This is a genomic window from Pseudomonas sp. LPH60, from assembly GCF_030718165.1.
Lineage (GTDB): Bacteria > Pseudomonadota > Gammaproteobacteria > Pseudomonadales > Pseudomonadaceae > Aquipseudomonas > Aquipseudomonas danubii.
In genome coordinates this window covers 171,558-191,443 of record NZ_JAVAJH010000009.1, presented here as the reverse complement: position 1 = coordinate 191,443, position 19,886 = coordinate 171,558, and the positions used below count along the sequence as shown (strand labels likewise).

Below are 19,886 nucleotides of genomic sequence, written 5' to 3'. Positions count from 1 at the left end.
CTGCCATGGCTTCCGTGAACGCCTCCCATGACGACGAAGACGATGCCGCCGTCGACAGCATCAACATCACGCCCCTGGTGGACGTGCTGATGGTGGTGCTGGTGATGTTCATCCTCACCGCCACCGCCCAGGTTTCGGGCATCCAGATCCACCTGCCCAAGGCCAGCGCCTCGGTGTTGCTGTCCGAGGCCAAGACCAAGGCCATTTCGGTGAACGACGGCGGCCAGGTGTTCCTCGACGCCTACCCGGTGACCCTGGGCGAGCTGGAAGAGCGCCTGCGCATCGAGAAGGCGCAGAACCCGGACTTCCCGATCATCGTCCGTGGCGATGCCACGGTGCAGTACCAGAAGGTCATCGAAGTCCTCGACCTGCTGCGCCGCCTGGAGTTGTCCCAGGTCGGCCTGGTCACCGGCAAACCGAGCCAGGGCTGAGCCATGACCGCACAACAACCCATCGAACTGCCTCCGGTGCAGAACAAACCGCGAGCCGTGCGCCTGCTGAAGTGGGGCGCCGGATTGCTGCTGGGGGCCGTGGCCGCCTGGTTTTTGTGGCAGTGGGCCAATGACATGGCCGGGGTGCGTCGGGAAGCACCGAAGGTGCCGACCATCATCCCGCTGCCGCCACCGCCGCCACCCCCACCGCCGCCTCCGGAGAAACCCAAGGAGCCGGAGCCGGTGGAGGAAAAGATCCCGGAACCCGAACCCACGCCCACCCCCGAGGAGGTCAAGCCCGAGGAAGAAGCACCGCCATCGCCGGCGGACGATCTGGCCAACCCGATGCAGATCGACGGCGACGCCCAGGCCGGCAACGACGGCTTCAACGTCGGCGCCGGCAAGGGCGGCGGCATGGCCGGCGCCGGTGGTGGCGGGCTGGGCACCGGCACCTACAAGCAGTACCTGGCGGCGACCTTCCAGCGCGCGCTGCGCGAGGACCCGGAGCTGCGCAAGAAGGCCTATGCGCTGCAGGTGGACCTGTGGCTCGGCGCCGACGGCCAAGTGACCCGCGCCGAACTGGCCGGCTCCAGCGGCAATCCCGAGACCGACCAGCAGGTGCTGGCGGCGCTGCGGGCCACGCCGCGCCTGAAAGAGCGCATGCCGGCCTCCCTGACCTTGCCGGTGCGCCTGTCCCTCAAGGGCCGGCGTCCGGAATGAGCGAACCCCTATTTGCAGTTTCTACAGGAGTTGTGTGCAGATGATTTCCACCGTGAATCGATTGACCCTGGCGCTCGGCATGGTCGCCCTGACCCTGGCCGGACAGGCCGCGGCTGCCGCCGCGCCTTCGGAGAACGCCACGATCAACCTGATCCGTCTGTTGGTGCAGCAGGGGGTATTGAAGCAGGAGCAGGCCGACGGGCTGATTGCCCAGGCCGAGAAAGAGGCCCAGCAGGCCCGCGCCGCCACCGCTGTGGCCGCTACCGGCCCCGCTGCGGCGCCCGGTGATGTGCGGGTGCAATATGTGCCGGCCATCGTCCGTGACCAGATCCGCGATCAGGTCAAGGCCGAGGTCATGGCCACCGCCAAGCAGGAAAACTGGGCCCAGCCCAACACCTTCCCGGACTGGGTCTCGCGCATCAGCTTTGACGGTGACATCCGCCTGCGCCAGGAGTCGCGGTTCTTTGCCGACAACAACAGCAACGAGCTCGTCGACTACGCCAAGCTCAACGACAACGGCCCCTACGACGTCAACAAGGACACCAACAGCAAGCTGCCGCCGCTGCTCAACAGCCGCGAGGACCGCGACAACCTGTTCCGCCTGCGGGCGCGCCTGGGCATGAAGGCGGTGATCTCGCCGGAATGGACCGCCGGCATCCGCATCGGCACCGGCTCGGACAACAACCCGGTGTCCACCACCCAGACCCTGGGCGGCGGCTTCGGCAAGAAGGACATCTGGCTCGACCAGGGCTACCTGACCTGGAAGGCCACCCAGGACCTGACCCTGACTGGCGGGCGTTTCGCCAACCCGTTCTATTCCACCGACATGCTGTATTCCAACGACCTGAACTTCGACGGCGTGGCGGCGATCTTCAACCACAAGCTGGGCAGCGACTGGGGCCTGTTCGGCACCCTCGGCGCCTTCCCGGTGGAGTACACCAACGACACCGCCACCAGCAACGGCTTCGACAAGAACGAGAGCGACACCAAGTGGCTGTTCGGCGGGCAGATTGGCGCCAACTGGAAGATCAACCGCAGCAACAGCCTCAAGGGCGCCTTGGCCTACTACCGCTTCGACGACATCGAAGGCCAGCGCTCCAGCCCATGCGCGCCTTGGGCCGGGGCTCCGGGCTGCGACACTGACGGCTCGCGGGTGGCCTTCATGCAGAAGGGCAACAGCGTGTTCCTGCTGCGCGACATCACCCCCAACCCGGCCACCCCGGGCCTGACCCCGCAGCCGCAGTTCGTCGGCCTGGCCTCCAAGTTCGACGTGCTCGACCTGAACCTGGCCTGGGACACCGAATTGCCGGACGACCTGCGCCTGCGCAGCCAGACCAACTTCATCCGCAACCTGGCCTACGACAAGGGCGAGATGCTCAAGCGCAGCGAGGGCGAGATCGTCAATAACATCAACCGCAACGGCCAGTTCGAAAGTGGCGGCAATGCGCTGCTGGTGCAGTTCACCCTGGGCAACGCCCTGGAGATGAAGAAATCCGGCGATTGGAACCTGCTGGCTGGCTACAAGTACATCCAGCCCGACGCCTTGCCCGACGGCTTCAACGATTCCTCGTTCCATCTGGGCGGCACCAACGCCAAGGGCTATTTCGTCGGCGGCAATTACGGCATCGACAAGAACATCTACGCCACGGCCCGCTACATGAGCGCCTCGGAAGTCTACGGGCCGCGCTATGAAGTCGACGTCATGCAGCTTGAACTCAATACGCGCTTCTAAGCATCAGGAGGAAGGTTATGAACAGCCGAGCGAGGGCAGGGGCGGTCAGCCTGTTAGTGGCCTGGGGCGTGCTGGCCAGTGCCAGCGCTAGCGCCGAAGGCATGGAGGAGCGCCTGCGCACCCAGTTGCGTAGCGCTACCCAGCAGTTGCAGGCGCTGCAAAGCGAGCAGGCCCAGGCCGCGGCGGCGCGGATCGCCGCCGAGAACGCGGCCAAGCAAGCCCAGGCCGAGGTCAAGCAACTGAGCGCCGAGCTGGCCAAGACCCGCGGTGTGGCCGAGCAACTGGCCGGCCAGCAGCAGAACCTGCAAAGCCAGGCCCAAGCCCAGGCGGCGGCCAGCAGCGAGCAGTTGGGCAAGTTCAAGAAAGCCTACGAGGACTTGCTGGTGCTGGCCCGGGGCAAGGAAGCCGAGCGGGCGAAATTGCAGGCGCAATTGAGCGAACGTGACACACAAGTGCAGCAATGCGCGGTCAAGAATCAACAGATGTACGGCATCGCCAAACAGATCCTGGCGGCCTACGAAAAGATCGATGTGGCTGAGCTGGTGAAAATCCGTCAGCCCTTCGCCGGCAGCGCCCGGGTCAAGTTCGAGGAACTGGCCCAGGGCTTTGGCGACGAGCTTTACCAGACCCAGTTCGACGCCCCGCAGGCGGCGAGCACCCACTGATCACCAGGGAAGAGATGACCATGACTTTGATTACCAGCGTGACCACCGACAGCCTCACCGACCTGCTGCAAGGCGCCGGCTACCGGGTCAACCAGACCGAACAGAACGGCATCGTGCAACTGCTCAGCGCCAGCCAGGGCATCGGCTACGCCGTGCGTTTCGGCAACCCGGGCAGCGAGGCTGGGCACTATGTGGACTTCACCTACAGCTGCGCCCTGCGGGTGCAGGGCGAATTGCCGGCGGGGCTGGCGCAGCTGTGGAACGCCTCGCGGCGCTTTGCCCGGCTGTCGCTGCAGGGCGAGTTCCTGGTGATGGAGATGGACGTGGTGGTGGCCGGGGTCGGCGAGACTCACCTGCGCAGCCAGCTGGAGTTGTGGGACCGGTTGCTGCAGGAGTTCATCGTCTACCTGCGCGAATACAGCCAGCAGGCGGCCCAGTTGCAGGCCCAGGCCGAGCAGCCCCAGGCGCCACAAAGCCAACCCCAGGAAGAGGTGGCCAGCCTGTGAAAAAGCCGACCCTGGTGGTCGGTGCCGGGGCACTGACCCTGCTTGGCCTGGCGCTGGGGCTGGCCCTGCGCCCGGGCAACGACCCGGTGGCGGCGCAGCAGCCGGCACCGGCCGTGTTGCAGCAATCGGCGAGCACGCCGGCGGTGGCGCGCCTGGGCAACCAGCAGGTGGCGGCCGAGGAACTCAAGGCGCTGTTCGCCAGCCTGCCCGAGGAGTCCCGGGGCCAATTGCGCGGCAACCGCCCGGCCCTGGAAGCCTGGATACGTTCGCGCTTGGCGGAAAAGGCCGTGCTGGAACAGGCCGATGCCCAGGGCTGGCGCCAGCGCCCGGAGGTGGAGCAGCAGACCCGCGCCGCCACCGAGCAGATCGTGTTTCGCGACTATTTGCAGTCGGTCAGCCAGGTGCCGGCGGACTACCCCAGCGCCGCCGAACTGCAGCAGGCCTATGACAGCGGCAAGGCGGCGTGGCTGACCCCGCCGCTGTACCGGGTCAGCCAGATCTTCCTCGCCGTCGCCGACCCGCAGGCTGTCGAGCAGGTACGGCGCCAGGCCCAGGAGCTGAGCCGCAAGGCCCAGGCCGCGCCGGGGGAGTTTGCCGCCTTGGCGGCGCAGTATTCCCAGGACTCGGGCAGCGCCCAGCGTGGCGGCGACGCGGGGCTGCAACCCTTGCAGCAACTGGTGCCGGAAGTGCGCAGCGCGGTGGCCCGGCTCAAGGTCGGTGGCGTTTCGGAGGTGGTGCAGAGCGCGGCGGGTTTCCATGTGCTCAAGCTCACCGAACAGCAGCCGGCGCGAACCGCCAGCCTGGATGAGCTGCGCGAGCGCCTGACCCAGGCTCTGCGCGCCCAGCGCCAGGAGCAGATCGCCAAGGCCTATTTGGAAGGCATGCTCAACACCGCGACCCTGAGCATTGACGGCGCCGTACTGAATCAGGTCCTGGAGGACACGTTGTAGGCGCCGGCTTGCCAGCGAAGGTGATCTCACGGGCCCCTTCGCCGGCAAGCCGTCTCCTACGGGGCAACACGCAGGCCCGGCAACCGTAGGCGCTGGCTTGCCAGCGAAGGCGGTCTCACGGTCCCCGCCGCCCGCCAAGGAAGCAACACTCAACAAGACAGGGAGTCACCAATGTCATTTCTCGAACCCGCTCCACACCAGGGTGTCGCACCCTACGTTGCGCCCCAGGAACCCCGGGAAGCCTGGCTGGCCCTGGCCGCCGGGGTCGATCCTGAGGTCGCCCAGTATTTCCTGGTCAGTGCCCGCTGCGGTTGCTTCATGCAGGCAGCCCGCAGCCTGAACATCAAGGCCACGCTGTTGCGCAAGCAACTGGCCTTGCTGGAAGAGCACCTGCGCCGTTCACTGTTCTGTTATCAGGGGAGTGCCTTGAGCCTGAGCCGCGAGGGCCTGCAACTGCAGGCACAACTGATTGCCCTGGCCCACCAGCGGCGGCTGCCGGTGATCGAGCAGCCGTTGATTCGGGTTGCCGTGGCGCAAACCCTTCTCCACGACATTCTCGGTCGCGACCTGATCGCCTTGCTGCGGCGCAATGCCAGCGCCCGCCTGGAGATCATCTCCATCGACAGCGACCTGTCCCTGCAAGCCCTGAGCGCCGATCTGGTGCTGTGGCTAGCGGCCGAAGACTCACCGCTGCCGGGGCCCAGTTTCGCCACCCGCGAGCCGCTGCCCCTGGCGCGCATCGACTACCTGCCACATATCGCCAAGCGCTACTCGCGGGTGGCGGCCCGTCCCGACAGCCTCGACGACCTGGCCGACTACATGCTGGTGCAGTGGCAGCACGACTGTCAGGTAGAGCCGTTCCGGCCCTGGAACAGCCTGGTGGAACAACGCCTGGCAGGGGTGGTGCACGTCCATGTCTATGAACTGATGCTGGAGATGATCCGCTGCAGCGCCTGCATCGGCTTGCTGCCTCAGTACATCAGCCATTTCGACCGCGGCCTGACTGCCTTGCCGGGGTTGTTCAGCGAGCCCATGCAGCGCCGGGCCTGGCTGGCGGTGAATGCCCAGGTGCAGCATGAGGAACAGGTGCAGCAACTGGTGGAGCTGATCCTCAACACCTTCAGCGAGCGTGAGGATTGGTTTGCTTGAGGCGCGCCGCCTCGTGGGGGTGGCCCGCTCCGAACGCTTGGCGCTGTCCGGACCGGGCGCTCAGGCTCATGCCTTGGTTTCAGGGATCATCAGATCCTCCCAGTCGTCTTGTACTTCGGCGGTGCTGGTCTTCTTGTCGGGGAAGTGGGCGATGTTCCACTGGGTGTCGGGACTGAACTCGTCGTCGAGCAGGTCTTTGGCGATAGCGTTGGCTTTGATGGCCTCCTGCCGGTTTGCCGGCACGTCACCCTCAAGGTCCTCGCCCTCTGGGTTGATCCATACCCCTGGCGCCGGGTTGACACCAGGATCGCCCCGGTAGGCGTCTTGCAGTTGTTTGCGTGCTTCTACGATCGCCGCCGCTTCAGCCCGGGGAGTGCCACGAGCTACAAGCAGGGCCTGTTCCATGGCGTCGCTTTGCCGAGGATCTGCGTCGCCAGCACAGTCAGTCGCCCGAGCTGTAGGGCAATGGTTTCTGAGGCCTGTGCCGCTCTGCACTTGAGTGCCTCGCCAGAGTCGCATTCATGCCCTTACACTCGATGGCCATTTCCACTTCAAGGAAGACCGGCCATGCCTAACGCCAATCCCACTATCGTTATCGAGCGTTGCAACGAATCCCATATCGACGGCCTGACCGCGCTGTACAGCGAACCCAGCGTGGCGGCCCAGACCCTGCAACTGCCTTATCAGTCCCGCGAGTTGTGGCGCAAGCGTGTAACGCAGGGGCAGGACAACGAGGGGCTGGTTGCCTTGGTGGCGCTGCACCAGGGCATGGTGATCGGCAATTGCAGCCTGATGCAGGTGAGGCGTGTGCGCCGGGCCCACTGCGCCGAGGTTGGCATGGGGGTTGCCCCCTCCTGGCAGCGCCAGGGCGTCGGCAGCCGTCTGCTGGCGGCGGTGCTGGAGGTGGCGGATAACTGGATGAACCTGCGCCGGGTCGAACTCACGGTGTATGCCGATAACCAGCCGGCCATTGGCCTGTACCAGAAGTTCGGCTTTGAAACCGAAGGCCAGCTGCGGGACTACGCCATCCGTGGCGGGCAATACGTCGACGTGCTGAGCATGGCCCGGCTGCGTCGTTGAGGTCGGGCTTGTGTAGCCGCTGCCGCAGGCTGCGAACGGCTTGGGCGGCATTCCGACGCAGGAGACGCAGGGATCTTGAGGCCGCCCAAGATTGACAGGTGATCGCCAAGCAAGGCCCTGCGGGCCTTTTCGCAGCCTCGCCAGGGCTCGGCAGCGGCTACAGGTCAGTGCCGAGCCATTTTGTAGCCGCTGCCGTAGGCTGCGAACGGCTCCGCAGGAGACGCAGGGATCTTGAGGCCGCCCAAGATTGACAGGCGATCGCCAAGCAAGGCCTTGCGGGCCTTGAGGTTCACTCCAGCAAAGCAAAATCCACCGCCGCCCGGGCATGTAATTCGGTGGTGTCGAGCAGGGGCAGGGGGCTGTGCTCTGGCTTGAGCAGCAGGCCGATTTCCGTGCAGCCGAGGATGATGGCCTGGGCACCACGGGCCCTGAGTGATTCGATCACCTGCTGGTACACCCGGCGCGACGCGTCGCTGATGATCCCGACGCACAATTCCTCGTAGATGATCCGGTGCACCGCCTGGCGCTCCTGCGCATCGGGCACCAGCACATTCAGTCCTTGTTGGCTCAGGCGGCTCTTGAGGAACTCCTGTTCCATGGTGAAGGCGGTGCCCAGCAGACCGACGTTCAGGGTGCCGGCCGCCAGCGCGGCCTGGGCCGTGGGGTCGGCGATATGCAGGAAGGGCACGGCCGTGGCCGCCTGAATCTGCTCGGCCACCTTGTGCATGGTGTTGGTACAGAGCACCAGGCACTCGGCGCCGCCGGCCTGCAATCGCTGGGCGGCGTCTATCAGAATCCGTGCCGCTTCATCCCAGCGCCCGGCGTGCTGGGCCTGTTCGACAGGCCCGAAGTCGACGCTGTACATTAGCAACCGCGCCGAGCGCAGCGGCCCCAATTGATCGCGAACCTGCTGATTGATCAGGCGGTAGTATTCGGCGCTGGACTCCCAGCTCATGCCGCCGATCAGGCCGATGGTGCGCATGGGCAACTCCTCTGTGGTGTGGGTGAGTGAGCTTCAGTTTCGTCTCGCCTGAGCTGGCGATCTATCAGGAAATTTCACATGCCCGAGGTCCTCGAACACCGCCTGCTGGACGGTCGGCTGCTTCTGCAACTGTTGCCCGCAGCCGCCTACAGCGCGCGCGATCCGGCGCAGTGGCAGACCCTGGGTGTGACCCTGGAACGCCAGCGCGGGGTGCATGCCATCGATTCCGATCGGCGCGAGGATTTCGACACCTGGCCCGGCACCCTGGCCTTGACGCCCAAGGGCGTTGAGGTGTTCTCCGAATCTGCCCGTGGCGGCGAATACCTGCTGGCGCGCTGGCAGGAGCAGACGCCGCTGATCCCCGGCGAGCGCCGCCTGCAGCGTTCGGGGCATGCCCAGGCCCTGGCCCTGGGGCGTGAAGCCCGGCGCCTGCTGTTGGCGCCGGTCATCGATGAGTTGGCCCTGGAGCACTGTGCCCTGGCCTTTGTCGGTCTGTCCCAGTCCCGCCACATTGCCACGGCGCCGTTACCACGGCTGGGGCAGGTGCTGGAGCAGGTGGCCGACCAGTACGCCCAGCCCTTGTCCCTGGCGCAATTGGCACTCACTTACGGTCACAACGAACTGCGACTGCTGCGGGACTTTCGCCGCGCCGTCGGCATGACGCCCCATGCCTGGATCACCGAGGTGCGGCTGCAGGCAGCCCGGCGCTTGCTGGAGCGCACGGACCTGCCCCTGGCGGCCATTGCCCACGACAGCGGCTTTGCCCACCAATCGCACCTGGGCAGCGCCTTGCGCAAAAGCCTCGGCCTGACCCCGCGCCAGTACCGGCTGCGTTTTCACTCCTGTCTCCCTGTACCTGTCCGGTCTCCCAGCCGCGGGCAGTAAACGGTCCGCAGCGACATGGCGGGGCAAGGCCGGAGCCAGCGGCTAGAGGAATGGGTTGGCCCTGGGGTAAACACCCCAACGCCCGGGACCGGCATCTGCCATGATCAAGACCGGCGACCTGCAGTTCCCAAAGGTCGATGCCAGGGACACACCGCAATGGACGATATCCAGCAACTGGGCGAGATGCTCCGCCACTACGCCGCCAGCGAAGCCCACAAGAAGCAGCTGTTCGACAGCCAGTCGGTGGTTTGGGCCCGGCGTATTCATGAGCTGTTCGGGCAGATTGAACAGTGGCTGGCACCGGTGCTGTTGCCGGATCTGCTGGAGCTGCACCGTGAGCCTTATGTGGCCTTCAGCCCGGCATTGCCGGTGGAGAATTCCACCTTTAACAGCGAGAAGCTGACCATTGTCATCGCTGGCAAACCCGTGGAGTTCGTCCCGGATGTGATGGGCCCCAATGGGCAGATTTCCCTGGCGGTGATCGGCCTGACGGCGGCGCGCCTGGGCAGTGTTTCCCTGGTGGGCGAGGCCAGCGGCGCCTTGCAATGGCGCAAGACCAACGGCCTCAAGGACCCCGACACCTTCGTTTTCGACGGCAACTTCCTGGCGGCCCAATTGCAGAGTCTGATCCCCCGCGAGCGCGCCTGATGTAGGCGCTGGCTTGCCGGCGAAAGCGAGCGCCGGCCATGTGCAGGTCTTGCGGGCCCCTTCGCCGGCAGGCCGGCTCTTATGGGGCAACACGCAGCACCGGCAACTGTAGGCGCTGGCTTGCCAGCGAAAGCGGCCTCTGGCCATGTACAAGGCTTGCGGGCCTCTTTGCCGGCAAGCCGGCTCCTACGGAGTGCGTTACATGTCCAGGTTGATCCACCCCGGCTTGGGCTCTTCCGGCGCCACGGCATTGATCTTCTTGCCGGTGGCCACTTCCACGCGATGCGCTACGTCGGGGTCGTCGGCAAAGGGAATCAGGCTGGCGTCATCCAGGCTCTTGGCGCTCTGGTGGCGCAGGCAGTACTCGATGCTGAGGTAGAGAAACGCCACCCCCAGCAGATTGAACAGAATATCCATCGCTCATCCGGCTCCCTAAAAAAGCCGCCGGTCACTGGGACCGGCGGGCAATGCCTGGCTCAGGCGATCTGTGCGTCGCTCAGGGCCAGTTCTTCATCGGCCACGCGTACCGTGCGCCAGGTGTTGTAGGCCATCAGCAGCATGCCACTGAGGAAGAACACACCACCGGCAAAGCGCACCACGAACCCCGGATGGCTGGCCACCAGGGCCTCGACGAAGGAGTAGGTGAGGGTGCCGTCTTCGTTGACCGCGCGCCACATCAGGCCCTGGGTGATGCCGTTGACCCACATTGAAGCGATGTAGAGCACGGTGCCGATGGTGGCCAGCCAGAAGTGCAGGTTGATCAGCGGCACGCTGTACATCTGCTCGCGGCCGAAGACCTTGGGCACCATGTGGTAGATCGCACCGAAGGTGATCATGGCCACCCAGCCCAGGGCCCCGGCGTGCACATGGCCGATGGTCCAGTCGGTGTAGTGGGAGAGGGCGTTGACGGTCTTGATCGCCATCATCGGGCCTTCGAAGGTCGACATGCCGTAGAACGCCAGGGACAGCACCAGAAAGCGCAGGATCGGGTCGGTGCGCAGCTTATGCCAGGCGCCCGAGAGGGTCATCATGCCGTTGATCATGCCGCCCCAGCTGGGGGCCAGGAGGATCAGCGACATGGCCATGCCCAGGGACTGCGCCCAGTCTGGCAGGGCGGTGTAGTGCAAGTGGTGTGGGCCGGCCCAGATGTACAGGGTGATCAGCGCCCAGAAGTGCACGATGGACAGACGATAGGAGTACACCGGGCGTCCCACTTGCTTGGGCACGAAGTAGTACATCATCCCGAGAAAGCCGGTGGTCAGGAAGAAGCCCACGGCGTTGTGGCCGTACCACCACTGGACCATGGCGTCGGTGGCCCCGGAATACACCGGGTAGGACTTGAACCAGTCCACCGGGATCGACAGGTGGTTGACCACGTGGAGCATGGCGATCACCAGGATGAAGGCACCGAAGAACCAGTTGCCGACATAGATGTGCTGGCTCTTGCGCCTTACCACGGTGGTGAAGAAGACGATGGCATAGGCCACCCAGACCACCGCCATCCACACCGCGCCGGCGAATTCGATCTCGGCGTATTCCTTGGTGGTGGTGTAGCCCAGGGGCAGGGTGATCAGCATGATCACGATCACCGACTGCCAGCCCCAGAAGGTGAAGGCGGCCAGGGTGTCGGAGTACAGCCGCACCTGGCAGGTACGCTGTACGGCGTAATAGCTGGCGGCGAACTGGGCGCTGCCGGCAAAGCCGAAGATCACCAGGCTGGTGTGCAGCGGCCGCAGGCGGCCGAAGGTGCTCCAGGGCAGATCGAGGTTCATCTCCGGCCACACCAGTTGCGAGGCGATCCACACCCCCATGGCCATGCCGATCACGCCCCATACCACGGTTGCGACGACGAATTGGCGAACCACCTTGTAGTTGTAGGCCTGTCCGATTGTTGCTGAGTTCATGGTCAATGCTTCCACGGTTGCAAAGTCTTGCCAGGCCACCCGGTCTGGCACGGGGTGCACTGTAGGAATCAGCGGGGAAACAAAACAGGCTCAGAAAAACTGCATTAATACGGATCAGATTTATCTCATGTCCACGGCGCTATGGTGGCGGCTGATATGGTTTTTTAGTTTTTACCTGAATCTGTAACGTTCTGCGCCGTACGCGCATAGTCGCCCCCTCACAATACGCGCCGTTTCGAGCACGACCAGCACCGATGAGGATGAGGTAGGCACATGTATCAGTACGACGACTATGACCGGGCCCTGGTCTTTGAGCGGGTGGCGCAGTTTCGTGATCAGGTCGAGCGCTTCATGGGCGGCCAACTGAGCGAGGAGGAGTTCCTGCCCCTGCGCCTGCAGAACGGCCTGTATATGCAGAAGCATGCCTACATGCTGCGGGTGGCGATTCCCTACGGCACCCTGAGCGCCCGGCAGATGCGCACCCTGGCCAGCATCGCCCGGGACTTCGACCGCGGCTACGGTCACTTCACCACTCGGCAGAACCTGCAGTTCAACTGGATCGAGCTGGCCCAGGTGCCGGACATCCTGCAGCGCCTGGCCGAGGTGGAGATGCACGCCATCCAGACCTCCGGCAACTGCGTGCGCAACATCACCACCGAGGCCTTTGCCGGGGTCGCCGCCGATGAGTACCTGGACCCACGCCCCCTGGCGGAGATCCTGCGCCAGTGGTCCACCATCAACCCGGAATTCCTGTTCCTGCCGCGCAAGTTCAAGATCGCCATCTGCTCGGCCAGGCAGGACCGCGCGGCGATCATGATGCATGACATCGGCCTGTATCTTTATCGTGCCCGCAGCGGCGAAATGCTTTTGCGCGTGATCGTCGGCGGGGGCCTGGGGCGCACGCCGATCCTTGGCCTGCAGATTCGTGACGGGCTGCCCTGGCAGCACCTGCTGTCCTACGTCGAGGCGGTGCTGCGGGTCTACAACCGCTATGGCCGGCGTGACAACAAGTACAAGGCGCGGATCAAGATCCTGGTCAAGGCCCTGGGCATCGAGGCCTTCGCCAAGGAAGTGGAGGAGGAGTGGCAGCACCTCAAGGATGGTCCGGCGCAACTCACCGACGAGGAGTACCAACGGGTCGCCAGTGCCTTTGTGCCGCCGGTCTACGAGCGCCTGGCGGACACCGATCTGGATTACGGCAGCCACCTGGCCGAGTCCCCGGCCTTCGCCCGCTGGGTGGCGCGCAATGTGCACCCGCACAAGGTGCCGGGTTACACCTGCGTGGTGCTGTCCACCAAGCCGGGGCCAAGCTCGCCGCCGGGGGACGTCACCGGTCAGCAGATGGAGGCGGTGGCCGACTGGTCCGAGCGTTTCGGCTTCGGCGAGATTCGTATTGCCCATGAACAGAACATCGTCCTGCCGGATGTGCCCAAGTCGCAGCTGTTCGAGCTTTGGCAGTGTGCCTCTGAGCACGGCCTGGGCACCGCCAACGCGGGCTTGCTGACTGACATCATCGCCTGCCCGGGCGGCGACTTCTGTGCCCTGGCCAACGCCCGGTCGCTGCCGATTACCCTGGCCATCCAGCAGCGCTTCGAGGACCTGGACTACCTCCACGACCTGGGGGACATCAGCCTGAACATCTCCGGCTGCATGAACGCTTGCGGCCACCACCACATCGGCAATATCGGCATTCTCGGGGTCGACAAGAACGGCAGCGAGTGGTTCCAGGTCACCCTGGGTGGCGCCAAGGGCCGTGACAGCGCCCTGGGCAAGGTGATCGGGCCGTCCTTCAGCGCCGAGGAAATCCCCGAAGTGATCGAGCGCATCATCGCCACCTTCGTGCGCTACCGGGAAAGCGACGAACCCTTCGTCGAGACCCTGCAGCGCATCGGCCTGGAGCCGTTCAAGGAACGGGTCTATCCCAAGGCCCTGGAGGCGCTGGCATGAACAATCTGCTGCGGCTGTGCGAGGGCGAAGCCCAATTGGTCGAGGACGATGCCTGGAGCCTGGTGCGCGGGGTTGACGATACGCTGCCCGACGGGCCGCTGATCCTGCCCCTGGCCCTGTGGCTGATGCGTCGCATCGAGCATCACACGGCCCGGGACGGCGTGTGGATCGGCCCGGATGACGAAGTGGAAAGCCTCAAGCCCTGGCTGAAGCTGATCCCGCTGATTGCCGTGGACTTCCCGAGCTTTCGTGATGGCCGGGGCTACAGCCAGGCCTACCTGCTGCGTACCCGCCTGGGCTGGATGGGCGAGTTGCGGGCCATTGGCGACGTGCTGCGCGATCAACTGAGCCATATGCGCCAGTGCGGCTTCGACAGCTTTGCCGTGCGCGAAGACAAATGCGCCCAGGACGCCCTCAAGGGGCTGGTGGGCATGAGCGTGCTCTATGGCCGCTCAGTGATCGAACCCCGGCCGCTGTTCCGCCGCAGGTAACCGCCGGCGTGCCAGCAACGGGACCCCGAAGATGATGTTTGTCGGGGTCCCTGGTGGCCTTTCATCCTGAAAACACCCTGCTCGGCAACCATCCTTTGGCTATACCTGTAACTCCCCTGGCCAGTTCCTGGCTGTTTCACCTACAGGAGTTACCCATGAAACTTGCATTGATGATCGGCACGGCGTGCCTTGCCTCTTTGGCCATGGTCGGCTGCTCCAGCAACGTGACCCAGCCCGACGAATACTCCGGGTTTCTCCAGGATTACAGCCGACTCAAGGAGGCCAAGTCGCCCTCCGGGGTGGAGGTGATGCGCTGGATCGATCCCAAGCTGGATGTAGGCCGGTACCGGGCGATCTACATCGAACCCACCCAGTTCTATCCGCAGCCACAAGCCACGGCGAAGATTCCCCAGAGCACCCTCGACGGTATCAATCAGTACTACGACCAGGCCCTCAGGCGTGAGGCGGCGCGCAGCCTGCCCCTGGCTCAAGGCCCCGGGCCGGGGGTGCTGGTGGTGCGGGCGGCAATCACGGCGGTCAGCAGTAAAACCGAAGGCCTGAAGCCTTATGAAATCATTCCTGTGGCCCTGGTGGCAGCGGCGGTCAGCACCGCCAGCGGAATTCGCGACCAGCAAACCACGCTGGGCACCGAGGCCGTGTTTCTCGATGGCAGCAGCGGCAAGGTCATTGCCCAGGTGGTGCGCAAGGGCACTGGCAAGCCCCTGGAAAACGACACGCAAGTGATGAAGGCCGATGACGTGAAGAACGTCATCGACGGTTGGGCGGCGGACTTCCACCAGTCTTTCGTCAAGTTCAAGGGGCGTTAGGGCCTGACTGTCCGGCGGCGGCCAACAGGGCCGCTGCCGCTTCAATAGTCCACTTGGGCCTGCTTGTTGTAGTAGCTGAGCAGCGAGTCGTAGGCCCGCATGATGGCGTGATAGTCCTCGCTCAGATGCTGTGGCTCCGCCTGTTTCTGCCAGTCCTGATGCAGGGCGAGCAAGGCTTGCTGATAACGCTGCGCCGGCCGCGTGATCTGGCTCCACAGGTAATAGGCCGGTTGTGTGCGGCTGCTCTGTGGTCGGTTGCGCAAGGGCTGCCCGGCATCCCAGGTCCGTTGCAGGTCCTGGCTGGCCTGTGCCAGTTGCGCCGGGGTCAGGGTTTTCTCGCGCATTCCCTGGCTGATCTGCTCCACTGTGAGCCGCGCCTGGATCATGTAGTCCAGCAGGTGCCAGTGGATGTCCTGCCCCAGGCGTTGCTCAAGCAGCCGCTGTTGCTCCCGTCGGGCGCCGATGTCTGCGCTCGCCAGGGCAGCGCGCAGGTCGGCGGAGGCTTGCAGGTAGTGGTCGAACTTGGGCTTGAGCAGGGCAACAGTGGCCGCGTCTTCCTCGGCCGGCATGTAAGCACCGGGTACGGCGCTGGAATGAGCGCGACGGGCCAGGTTGGCCTGGTGCAGTGCGTCGATGTAGCGCTCGGCCAGGTCGATCAGCGGGGCGTCGGGTTGCAGGTGGCGTAGCCGATAGAGCATGCGCGGTTCGCAGTCGCGGGCGGGCAGGGTATCCATGTCGGTCTTCGCGCTGTCTGCGAAGTCCTTGGCATTGTTCAGCAGGTCGGTGAACGCCGCGCGCCAGGCCGCTTGAGTGCCGTAGGTGTAGTAGCCCAGGCGCCAAGGCACATCGTATTGGTTGACGCAGTCGATCAGCGGCGCCCTGGCCGCGGCCTGGGCGCTGGCGGGGCTGTCCAGGCCGGCCAGCCACAGTTCGAAGCGGGCGATCGGCGCTCCGGCAGCCAGGAGTGCAAACAGGCCGAAAATCAGCGTGCAACCGAAAAGCAACAAGGGGCGTTGGCTCATGGCCGCTCCTCCTTGGGGTACCACTGCTCCTGGGTGGCCGGTGCTGCACACTCGGGGGTATCGGCCGGCATGCGCGCGCACAGCCGTTCGGTCCAGGGCTGCAGGCCCTGATAACGCCCGGCGGTGTGGCGCCCGTCGAACCACTTGAGGGTGGCGATTACGGCCACCAGCAGCACCAGTCCGGTGCCCAGCAGCAGGCGACGCGGCCAGGGATTGATGCGTTGCCAGGCGTTCAGCGGGTCGATCTGGCGCTGACGGGCCAGGGCCACCAGCAGCAGGACCCCGAGATAAGTGATAGTGGCCACTGGGTGGACCACGACGCCCAGCAGTGCGCCCAGCAGCGCCGCGGGCAGCAGGTCGCGGATCAGCTGCACGTCGTGATAGGGCGTCTGGTGCCGAGGCAGGTGTTGGCTGAGGCGCTCGTCCCACTGGAACAGGCGTTGGCTCAGGGGGCGCCAAAGTCGCTGCAGCCCTTCGCCCGCGGCGCAGAAGCACAGAGCCCAGACCAGCGTGACGCCGATAATCTCCCAGGGGCTGCTGTCTTGCCCGGCGTAATCGGCCATTGCGCCGGTGAGGCAGGCCAGAACCACCCCCAGGAGCATCGGCCAGCTGTTGATCGCGTGTTCCCAGTCCCGCCAGAAGTAGGGATTGCTGGCGGGCATGCCGGCGGCGACTTGCGGGTAGTCTGCCGCCAGGCTTGCAGCCAGCTTGTGACAGGCCTGCCAGTCCAGGTTGCCCAGGTGTCGGGCCCAGGCGCGGCGCTGACTGAAGCTCAGGGGCGCGAGCAACAAGCGTGCCGCACGGTGTTCCGGGGTGCTCGGCGGTTCGCTCGCCAGTTGTTGCTGGTGGGCCAGGTACAGCGGTGCCTGATGGCGTTTCAACAGCCGCGGCCAGAGCTGTTCCGGGCAGTTGTCTGCACTATTGGCGTGCCAGCCTTGGCCGGCGCAGACCGCCTGGAACACCGCCACCGACCAATAAGGGCTGTTGGCCAGTGTCTGTGCCAGCCATTGGTTGAACCATTGTCGGTGCTGCAGGTGCAGCAGCCAGGCGTGGGCTGAACGCTGGGCGTAGGCCTCCAGGAACGCCGCTTCATCCTTGGCCTCCAGGGCTGCGGCCAGTGGCTCTTGTACTCGCTGATAGAGCTGCTGCTGCAACTCCTGCACCAGATACTCCGGCAGATCCAGGCGTTGCCAGGCACTCATCCAGCGCAGGCGCTCGAACCCCCAGTGCAACACCGCATCGGCTTGCGCCGGGTGTTCGACGCAATAGCGCAGCAGGGCCAGTTCGAACTCATAGGCGCACGCCTGCTCCTGGGCCTGCTGATAGCGCTGGTCGAGCTGATCGACAGGCAGCTCCTTGAGCAACATGGCCACCCGCTGCACCGGTGACAGCGCCAGCGTTACCGGCTCGTTGCCGGCCCAGGTTTCGGGCGTTTCCAGGGGCTCGTTCTGTTGCTCCCAATCCTTATGGGCCAGCGCCTCTTCATAGGCGTCGCGCAAGCGCTGGAAACCTTGCGGATCTTCATCCGGGCGGGTCTGTTTCAGCAGCTTGGCGTAGTGGCGCTTGATGGTCCGGGTATCCGCGGTGACCGGCAGGCCGAGTAGGGTCCAGCAACTCATTGGGCGATAGAACTCCATGCAACCCTTGGCAACATCCAGACATGACTGGAGGAAATGGCGCACCCTACCGGTTTCCCGGGTAAAAGTCCCTCGACTCGAATCCGTCTAAGCAACAGCGGCAGGCGTCTGGCGATTCAGTCCGGGTGGCAGGGGCGCGCGGCTTCTGCTGTGCCGCGCTCTGTTGCGCCGGGCGGGCGCGGGGCAGGTCTGAGCGGATGGCCGTCAGTGGAAAAGGGCTGTTAAAGCGATTTGTGATTATTTCCATACGCTTTGAATGGTTTAGTTAATGTTGTTTATAGGTTATAAAAAAATGAATAAAAACAATTGGTTATGATGTTTATGTGATGTTGATTGTAATTATTCTGTTGGCTGAGCAAGGAGCTATCAACTATGCCTGTAGTGGAACGCACGACTTTTCTGCCGGGCCGCAGCCCGGCCCAGGTCTTGGATTTCTGCCTCGAAGGGACCAACTTTCCCAAGATCTTTCCCGAGCGCGTGACCCCCTTGGGGGGCATCGACATCAATGACCTGCGCATCAGTGTCGGACGCCAGTTCAGCTTCCTGCACTGGATGTTCGGTGTCATACCGGCGAAATGGACGGTGGTTATACGTGAGGTCAGCGATCGGCATTTTGTCGACGAGATGCTCAAGGGCCCGCTGCGCGCCTTTCGTCACGAACATCGGGTCGAGGCCGCCGAAGGGGGCACCCTGTACACCGACCGCGTGACTTATCGGGCCATCGGTGGCGCACCTTTGGAGCGCTTGGTGGTCAACGCCTACATGGCGCGGATTTTCGATGCCCGGCACCGCAACATGTTGCGCTTGCTGGGGTGACGGCGCCGCGATGCCGTGTTTGCCCATTTCTATTCCAAGTTCAAGTTCAAGGAGCATGCCCATGAGCAAGAAGATACTGGTGGTCCTGACCAGCGTGGCCAAATACCCCAACCTGAACCGTGCCACCGGTCTGTGGCTGGGGGAGGCGGTGCATTTTGTGAAGAAGGTGCAAGCGGCCGGGTTCGAGGTGGATTACGTCAGTCCCAAGGGCGGCTACGTACCCATCGACCCCCACAGTCTGGCCATGGCCGACGACACCGACTGGCAGTGGTACCAGGACAGCGCCTTCATGAGCCGCCTGGGAGCGACCTTGCAACCGTCGCAGGTCCAGGCCCGGGACTATGTGGCCATCTATTACGCCGGTGGTCATGGCGTGCTCTGGGATTTTCCCGACAACCCCGAGTTGCAGGCCCTGAGTCGCGACATCTACGAGCAGGGCGGCTACGTCAGCTCGGTCTGCCATGGCGCGGTGGGCCTGCTGAACATCAGGCTCAGCGATGGCTCGTTGCTGATCGCCGGCAAACAGGTCAGCGGTTTCTCCAATGAAGAAGAGCGGCTCGCCGAGCTGGACTCGTACGTGCCGTACCTGACCGAGACCGAACTGCTCAAGCGCGGCGCCCTGTACCAGAAGGCCGCCGAGCCCTGGGCGCCGTTTGCCGTGCAAGACCAGCGGGTGATCAGCGGGCAGAACCCGGCCTCCGGAGGCCCCGTGGCGGACCTGCTGCTGGCGCACCTGCACGCTTGAGCACCGCCTTGCAGGAACCGGCTTGCCGGCCAAGAGGCCCGCGAGCCGGACCTAAGCTTGGCAACCGCCTTCGCCTGCACGTCGCCCCCTGCAGTCGGCCAGGTTGCTGGACATTTTATCCGTGGGGCAATAGGTGCTCGCGCCGTTTCATGCTTAACTTCGGCCTCTCAAGAATTTCTCATTGCTGTTCCATCATCACTGTTCAATAAAGGACTCCGTTCATGGCTCAAGTCACTCTCAAAGGCAACCCGGTTCAGGTTAACGGCCAACTGCCGCAAGTGGGTTCCAAAGCCCCTGCGTTCTCCCTGGTAGGCGCCGGTCTGGCCGATGTCTCCCTGAGCAGCCTCGCCGGCAAGCGCAAGGTGCTGAACATCTTCCCAAGCGTCGACACCCCAACCTGCGCCACCTCGGTACGCAAGTTCAACGCTCAGGCCAACGAGCTGGCCAACACCGTGGTGCTGTGCATCTCCGCTGACCTGCCGTTCGCCCAGGCCCGTTTCTGTGGCGCCGAAGGCCTGGAAAACGTGCAGAACCTGTCGACCCTGCGCGGCCGCGAGTTCATCGAGAACTACGGCGTGGCCATCGCCGACGGCCCGCTGGCCGGCCTGACCGCCCGCGCCGTGGTGGTGCTGGATGAAAACGACACCGTGCTGCACAGCGAACTGGTCAAGGAAATCGCCGAAGAGCCGAACTACGACGCCGCCCTGGCCGTGCTCAAGTAACAGGTTTTACAATTATTCACGGCCTGG

Annotated in this window: 22 protein-coding genes; 16 read left to right on the top strand and 6 right to left on the bottom strand. The window is 64.5% G+C overall.

Translation table 11 applies throughout. The features are described 5' to 3' along the window. Nucleotides 1-5 precede the first annotated feature (5 nt). The 7 genes from Q8O96_RS27815 to Q8O96_RS27785 all read left to right on the top strand — a co-directional run bounded on the left by Q8O96_RS27815 (nucleotide 6) and on the right by Q8O96_RS27785 (nucleotide 6,153). Complete coding sequence (locus tag Q8O96_RS27815; protein ID WP_305949795.1) at nucleotides 6-431, top strand: biopolymer transporter ExbD; 426 nt, start codon at nucleotides 6-8, stop codon at nucleotides 429-431. Between the two features lie 3 nt (nucleotides 432-434). Beyond that, nucleotides 435-1,151: an energy transducer TonB gene (locus Q8O96_RS27810; protein ID WP_115580153.1), complete on the top strand. Its 717-nt coding sequence runs from the start codon at nucleotides 435-437 to the stop codon at nucleotides 1,149-1,151. Between the two features lie 40 nt (nucleotides 1,152-1,191). Continuing rightward, entirely contained in the window at nucleotides 1,192-2,883 is a 1,692-nt protein-coding gene (locus tag Q8O96_RS27805; protein ID WP_305949794.1) for a putative porin, read from the top strand. Nucleotides 2,884-2,900: 17 nt separating this feature from the next. Then, nucleotides 2,901-3,548, top strand: coding sequence for a DNA repair protein (locus Q8O96_RS27800; RefSeq protein WP_305949793.1), 648 nt, complete (start codon nucleotides 2,901-2,903; stop codon nucleotides 3,546-3,548). 20 nt (nucleotides 3,549-3,568) lie between these two features. After that, complete coding sequence (locus tag Q8O96_RS27795; RefSeq protein ID WP_213666477.1) at nucleotides 3,569-4,054, top strand: YbjN domain-containing protein; 486 nt, start codon at nucleotides 3,569-3,571, stop codon at nucleotides 4,052-4,054. After that, nucleotides 4,051-5,004, top strand: a complete 954-nt coding sequence (locus tag Q8O96_RS27790) for a peptidylprolyl isomerase (RefSeq protein WP_207165946.1) — start codon at nucleotides 4,051-4,053, stop codon at nucleotides 5,002-5,004. The genes Q8O96_RS27795 and Q8O96_RS27790 overlap by 4 nt, the downstream gene beginning before the upstream one ends. A 171-nt stretch (nucleotides 5,005-5,175) precedes the next feature. Next, a complete protein-coding gene (locus Q8O96_RS27785) occupies nucleotides 5,176-6,153 on the top strand; it encodes a LysR family transcriptional regulator (RefSeq protein ID WP_207165945.1) in 978 nt (325 codons plus the stop codon). Nucleotides 6,154-6,219: 66 nt separating this feature from the next. Here Q8O96_RS27785 and Q8O96_RS27780 read toward each other — a convergent pair whose 3' ends face one another. Then, the gene (locus tag Q8O96_RS27780; RefSeq protein WP_305949792.1) at nucleotides 6,220-6,558 is read right to left on the bottom strand and encodes a hypothetical protein; all 339 of its coding nucleotides are present in this window, start codon (nucleotides 6,556-6,558) and stop codon (nucleotides 6,220-6,222) included. Between the two features lie 162 nt (nucleotides 6,559-6,720). Between Q8O96_RS27780 and Q8O96_RS27775 the strand changes: the two genes are divergently transcribed. Then, on the top strand, nucleotides 6,721-7,233 hold the full coding sequence (locus tag Q8O96_RS27775; protein WP_102863412.1) for a GNAT family N-acetyltransferase: 513 nt from the start codon (nucleotides 6,721-6,723) through the stop codon (nucleotides 7,231-7,233). A gap of 289 nt (nucleotides 7,234-7,522) precedes the next feature. On the opposite strand, the gene Q8O96_RS27770 is transcribed toward Q8O96_RS27775, so the two are convergent. Further along, the gene (locus tag Q8O96_RS27770) at nucleotides 7,523-8,215 is read right to left on the bottom strand and encodes an aspartate/glutamate racemase family protein (protein ID WP_250330593.1); all 693 of its coding nucleotides are present in this window, start codon (nucleotides 8,213-8,215) and stop codon (nucleotides 7,523-7,525) included. A gap of 78 nt (nucleotides 8,216-8,293) precedes the next feature. Between Q8O96_RS27770 and Q8O96_RS27765 the strand changes: the two genes are divergently transcribed. Together Q8O96_RS27765 and Q8O96_RS27760 are read left to right on the top strand one after the other, a co-directional pair. Next, nucleotides 8,294-9,100: a helix-turn-helix domain-containing protein gene (locus Q8O96_RS27765; RefSeq protein WP_305949791.1), complete on the top strand. Its 807-nt coding sequence runs from the start codon at nucleotides 8,294-8,296 to the stop codon at nucleotides 9,098-9,100. Between the two features lie 156 nt (nucleotides 9,101-9,256). Then, nucleotides 9,257-9,748 carry a hypothetical protein gene (locus tag Q8O96_RS27760; RefSeq protein ID WP_305949790.1) on the top strand — a complete coding sequence of 164 codons (492 nt, stop codon included), beginning with the start codon at nucleotides 9,257-9,259 and terminating at the stop codon, nucleotides 9,746-9,748. A gap of 198 nt (nucleotides 9,749-9,946) precedes the next feature. Here the strand turns inward: Q8O96_RS27760 and Q8O96_RS27755 are convergent, their stop codons facing one another. Beyond that, nucleotides 9,947-10,165, bottom strand: coding sequence for a CcoQ/FixQ family Cbb3-type cytochrome c oxidase assembly chaperone (locus tag Q8O96_RS27755; RefSeq protein ID WP_102863416.1), 219 nt, complete (start codon nucleotides 10,163-10,165; stop codon nucleotides 9,947-9,949). Nucleotides 10,166-10,224: 59 nt separating this feature from the next. Next, the gene (gene ccoN, locus Q8O96_RS27750) at nucleotides 10,225-11,652 is read right to left on the bottom strand and encodes a cytochrome-c oxidase, cbb3-type subunit I (protein WP_102863417.1); all 1,428 of its coding nucleotides are present in this window, start codon (nucleotides 11,650-11,652) and stop codon (nucleotides 10,225-10,227) included. Nucleotides 11,653-11,925: 273 nt separating this feature from the next. On the opposite strand from ccoN, the gene Q8O96_RS27745 reads away from it, so the two are divergent. From Q8O96_RS27745 to Q8O96_RS27735, 3 genes are all read left to right on the top strand, one after another. After that, nucleotides 11,926-13,599: a nitrite/sulfite reductase gene (locus tag Q8O96_RS27745; protein ID WP_207165940.1), complete on the top strand. Its 1,674-nt coding sequence runs from the start codon at nucleotides 11,926-11,928 to the stop codon at nucleotides 13,597-13,599. Further along, on the top strand, nucleotides 13,596-14,090 hold the full coding sequence (locus Q8O96_RS27740; RefSeq protein WP_305949789.1) for a DUF934 domain-containing protein: 495 nt from the start codon (nucleotides 13,596-13,598) through the stop codon (nucleotides 14,088-14,090). Before Q8O96_RS27745 ends, Q8O96_RS27740 begins: the two co-directional genes overlap by 4 nt. Before the next feature lie 155 nt (nucleotides 14,091-14,245). Beyond that, nucleotides 14,246-14,917, top strand: a complete 672-nt coding sequence (locus tag Q8O96_RS27735; RefSeq protein WP_115580145.1) for a DUF3313 domain-containing protein — start codon at nucleotides 14,246-14,248, stop codon at nucleotides 14,915-14,917. Nucleotides 14,918-14,958: 41 nt separating this feature from the next. On the opposite strand, the gene Q8O96_RS27730 is transcribed toward Q8O96_RS27735, so the two are convergent. Then, nucleotides 14,959-15,939 carry a DUF3829 domain-containing protein gene (locus tag Q8O96_RS27730; protein ID WP_207165938.1) on the bottom strand — a complete coding sequence of 327 codons (981 nt, stop codon included), beginning with the start codon at nucleotides 15,937-15,939 and terminating at the stop codon, nucleotides 14,959-14,961. Then, nucleotides 15,936-17,558 (bottom strand): J domain-containing protein, encoded by a 1,623-nt coding sequence (locus Q8O96_RS27725; RefSeq protein ID WP_305949788.1) that lies wholly within the window; start codon nucleotides 17,556-17,558, stop codon nucleotides 15,936-15,938. The genes Q8O96_RS27730 and Q8O96_RS27725 overlap by 4 nt, the downstream gene beginning before the upstream one ends. Nucleotides 17,559-17,948: 390 nt before the next feature. Between Q8O96_RS27725 and Q8O96_RS27720 the strand changes: the two genes are divergently transcribed. The 3 genes from Q8O96_RS27720 (at nucleotide 17,949) to tpx (ending at nucleotide 19,859) form a co-directional block, all read left to right on the top strand. Next, nucleotides 17,949-18,392, top strand: coding sequence for an SRPBCC family protein (locus Q8O96_RS27720; protein WP_102863423.1), 444 nt, complete (start codon nucleotides 17,949-17,951; stop codon nucleotides 18,390-18,392). A 61-nt stretch (nucleotides 18,393-18,453) separates the two neighbouring features. Beyond that, on the top strand, nucleotides 18,454-19,137 hold the full coding sequence (locus Q8O96_RS27715) for a type 1 glutamine amidotransferase domain-containing protein (protein ID WP_102863424.1): 684 nt from the start codon (nucleotides 18,454-18,456) through the stop codon (nucleotides 19,135-19,137). Nucleotides 19,138-19,358: 221 nt separating this feature from the next. Beyond that, nucleotides 19,359-19,859 carry a thiol peroxidase gene (tpx, locus tag Q8O96_RS27710; protein WP_102863425.1) on the top strand — a complete coding sequence of 167 codons (501 nt, stop codon included), beginning with the start codon at nucleotides 19,359-19,361 and terminating at the stop codon, nucleotides 19,857-19,859. The last annotated feature ends 27 nt before the right edge of the window (nucleotides 19,860-19,886 follow it).

What these genes read in the sequence shown, in the direction of transcription:
- Q8O96_RS27815 (WP_305949795.1), top strand. Translation starts at nt 6, where the DNA reads ATGGCTTCCGTGAACGCCTCCCATGACGACGAAGACGATGCCGCCGTC.
- Q8O96_RS27810 (WP_115580153.1), top strand. Translation starts at nt 435, where the DNA reads ATGACCGCACAACAACCCATCGAACTGCCTCCGGTGCAGAACAAACCG.
- Q8O96_RS27805 (WP_305949794.1), top strand. Translation starts at nt 1,192, where the DNA reads ATGATTTCCACCGTGAATCGATTGACCCTGGCGCTCGGCATGGTCGCC.
- Q8O96_RS27800 (WP_305949793.1), top strand. Translation starts at nt 2,901, where the DNA reads ATGAACAGCCGAGCGAGGGCAGGGGCGGTCAGCCTGTTAGTGGCCTGG.
- Q8O96_RS27795 (WP_213666477.1), top strand. Translation starts at nt 3,569, where the DNA reads ATGACTTTGATTACCAGCGTGACCACCGACAGCCTCACCGACCTGCTG.
- Q8O96_RS27785 (WP_207165945.1), top strand. Translation starts at nt 5,176, where the DNA reads ATGTCATTTCTCGAACCCGCTCCACACCAGGGTGTCGCACCCTACGTT.
- Q8O96_RS27780 (WP_305949792.1), bottom strand. Translation starts at nt 6,558, where the DNA reads ATGGAACAGGCCCTGCTTGTAGCTCGTGGCACTCCCCGGGCTGAAGCG.
- Q8O96_RS27775 (WP_102863412.1), top strand. Translation starts at nt 6,721, where the DNA reads ATGCCTAACGCCAATCCCACTATCGTTATCGAGCGTTGCAACGAATCC.
- Q8O96_RS27770 (WP_250330593.1), bottom strand. Translation starts at nt 8,215, where the DNA reads ATGCGCACCATCGGCCTGATCGGCGGCATGAGCTGGGAGTCCAGCGCC.
- Q8O96_RS27765 (WP_305949791.1), top strand. Translation starts at nt 8,294, where the DNA reads ATGCCCGAGGTCCTCGAACACCGCCTGCTGGACGGTCGGCTGCTTCTG.
- Q8O96_RS27760 (WP_305949790.1), top strand. Translation starts at nt 9,257, where the DNA reads ATGGACGATATCCAGCAACTGGGCGAGATGCTCCGCCACTACGCCGCC.
- Q8O96_RS27755 (WP_102863416.1), bottom strand. Translation starts at nt 10,165, where the DNA reads ATGGATATTCTGTTCAATCTGCTGGGGGTGGCGTTTCTCTACCTCAGC.
- ccoN (WP_102863417.1), bottom strand. Translation starts at nt 11,652, where the DNA reads ATGAACTCAGCAACAATCGGACAGGCCTACAACTACAAGGTGGTTCGC.
- Q8O96_RS27745 (WP_207165940.1), top strand. Translation starts at nt 11,926, where the DNA reads ATGTATCAGTACGACGACTATGACCGGGCCCTGGTCTTTGAGCGGGTG.
- Q8O96_RS27740 (WP_305949789.1), top strand. Translation starts at nt 13,596, where the DNA reads ATGAACAATCTGCTGCGGCTGTGCGAGGGCGAAGCCCAATTGGTCGAG.
- Q8O96_RS27735 (WP_115580145.1), top strand. Translation starts at nt 14,246, where the DNA reads ATGAAACTTGCATTGATGATCGGCACGGCGTGCCTTGCCTCTTTGGCC.
- Q8O96_RS27730 (WP_207165938.1), bottom strand. Translation starts at nt 15,939, where the DNA reads ATGAGCCAACGCCCCTTGTTGCTTTTCGGTTGCACGCTGATTTTCGGC.
- Q8O96_RS27725 (WP_305949788.1), bottom strand. Translation starts at nt 17,558, where the DNA reads ATGAGTTGCTGGACCCTACTCGGCCTGCCGGTCACCGCGGATACCCGG.
- Q8O96_RS27720 (WP_102863423.1), top strand. Translation starts at nt 17,949, where the DNA reads ATGCCTGTAGTGGAACGCACGACTTTTCTGCCGGGCCGCAGCCCGGCC.
- Q8O96_RS27715 (WP_102863424.1), top strand. Translation starts at nt 18,454, where the DNA reads ATGAGCAAGAAGATACTGGTGGTCCTGACCAGCGTGGCCAAATACCCC.
- tpx (WP_102863425.1), top strand. Translation starts at nt 19,359, where the DNA reads ATGGCTCAAGTCACTCTCAAAGGCAACCCGGTTCAGGTTAACGGCCAA.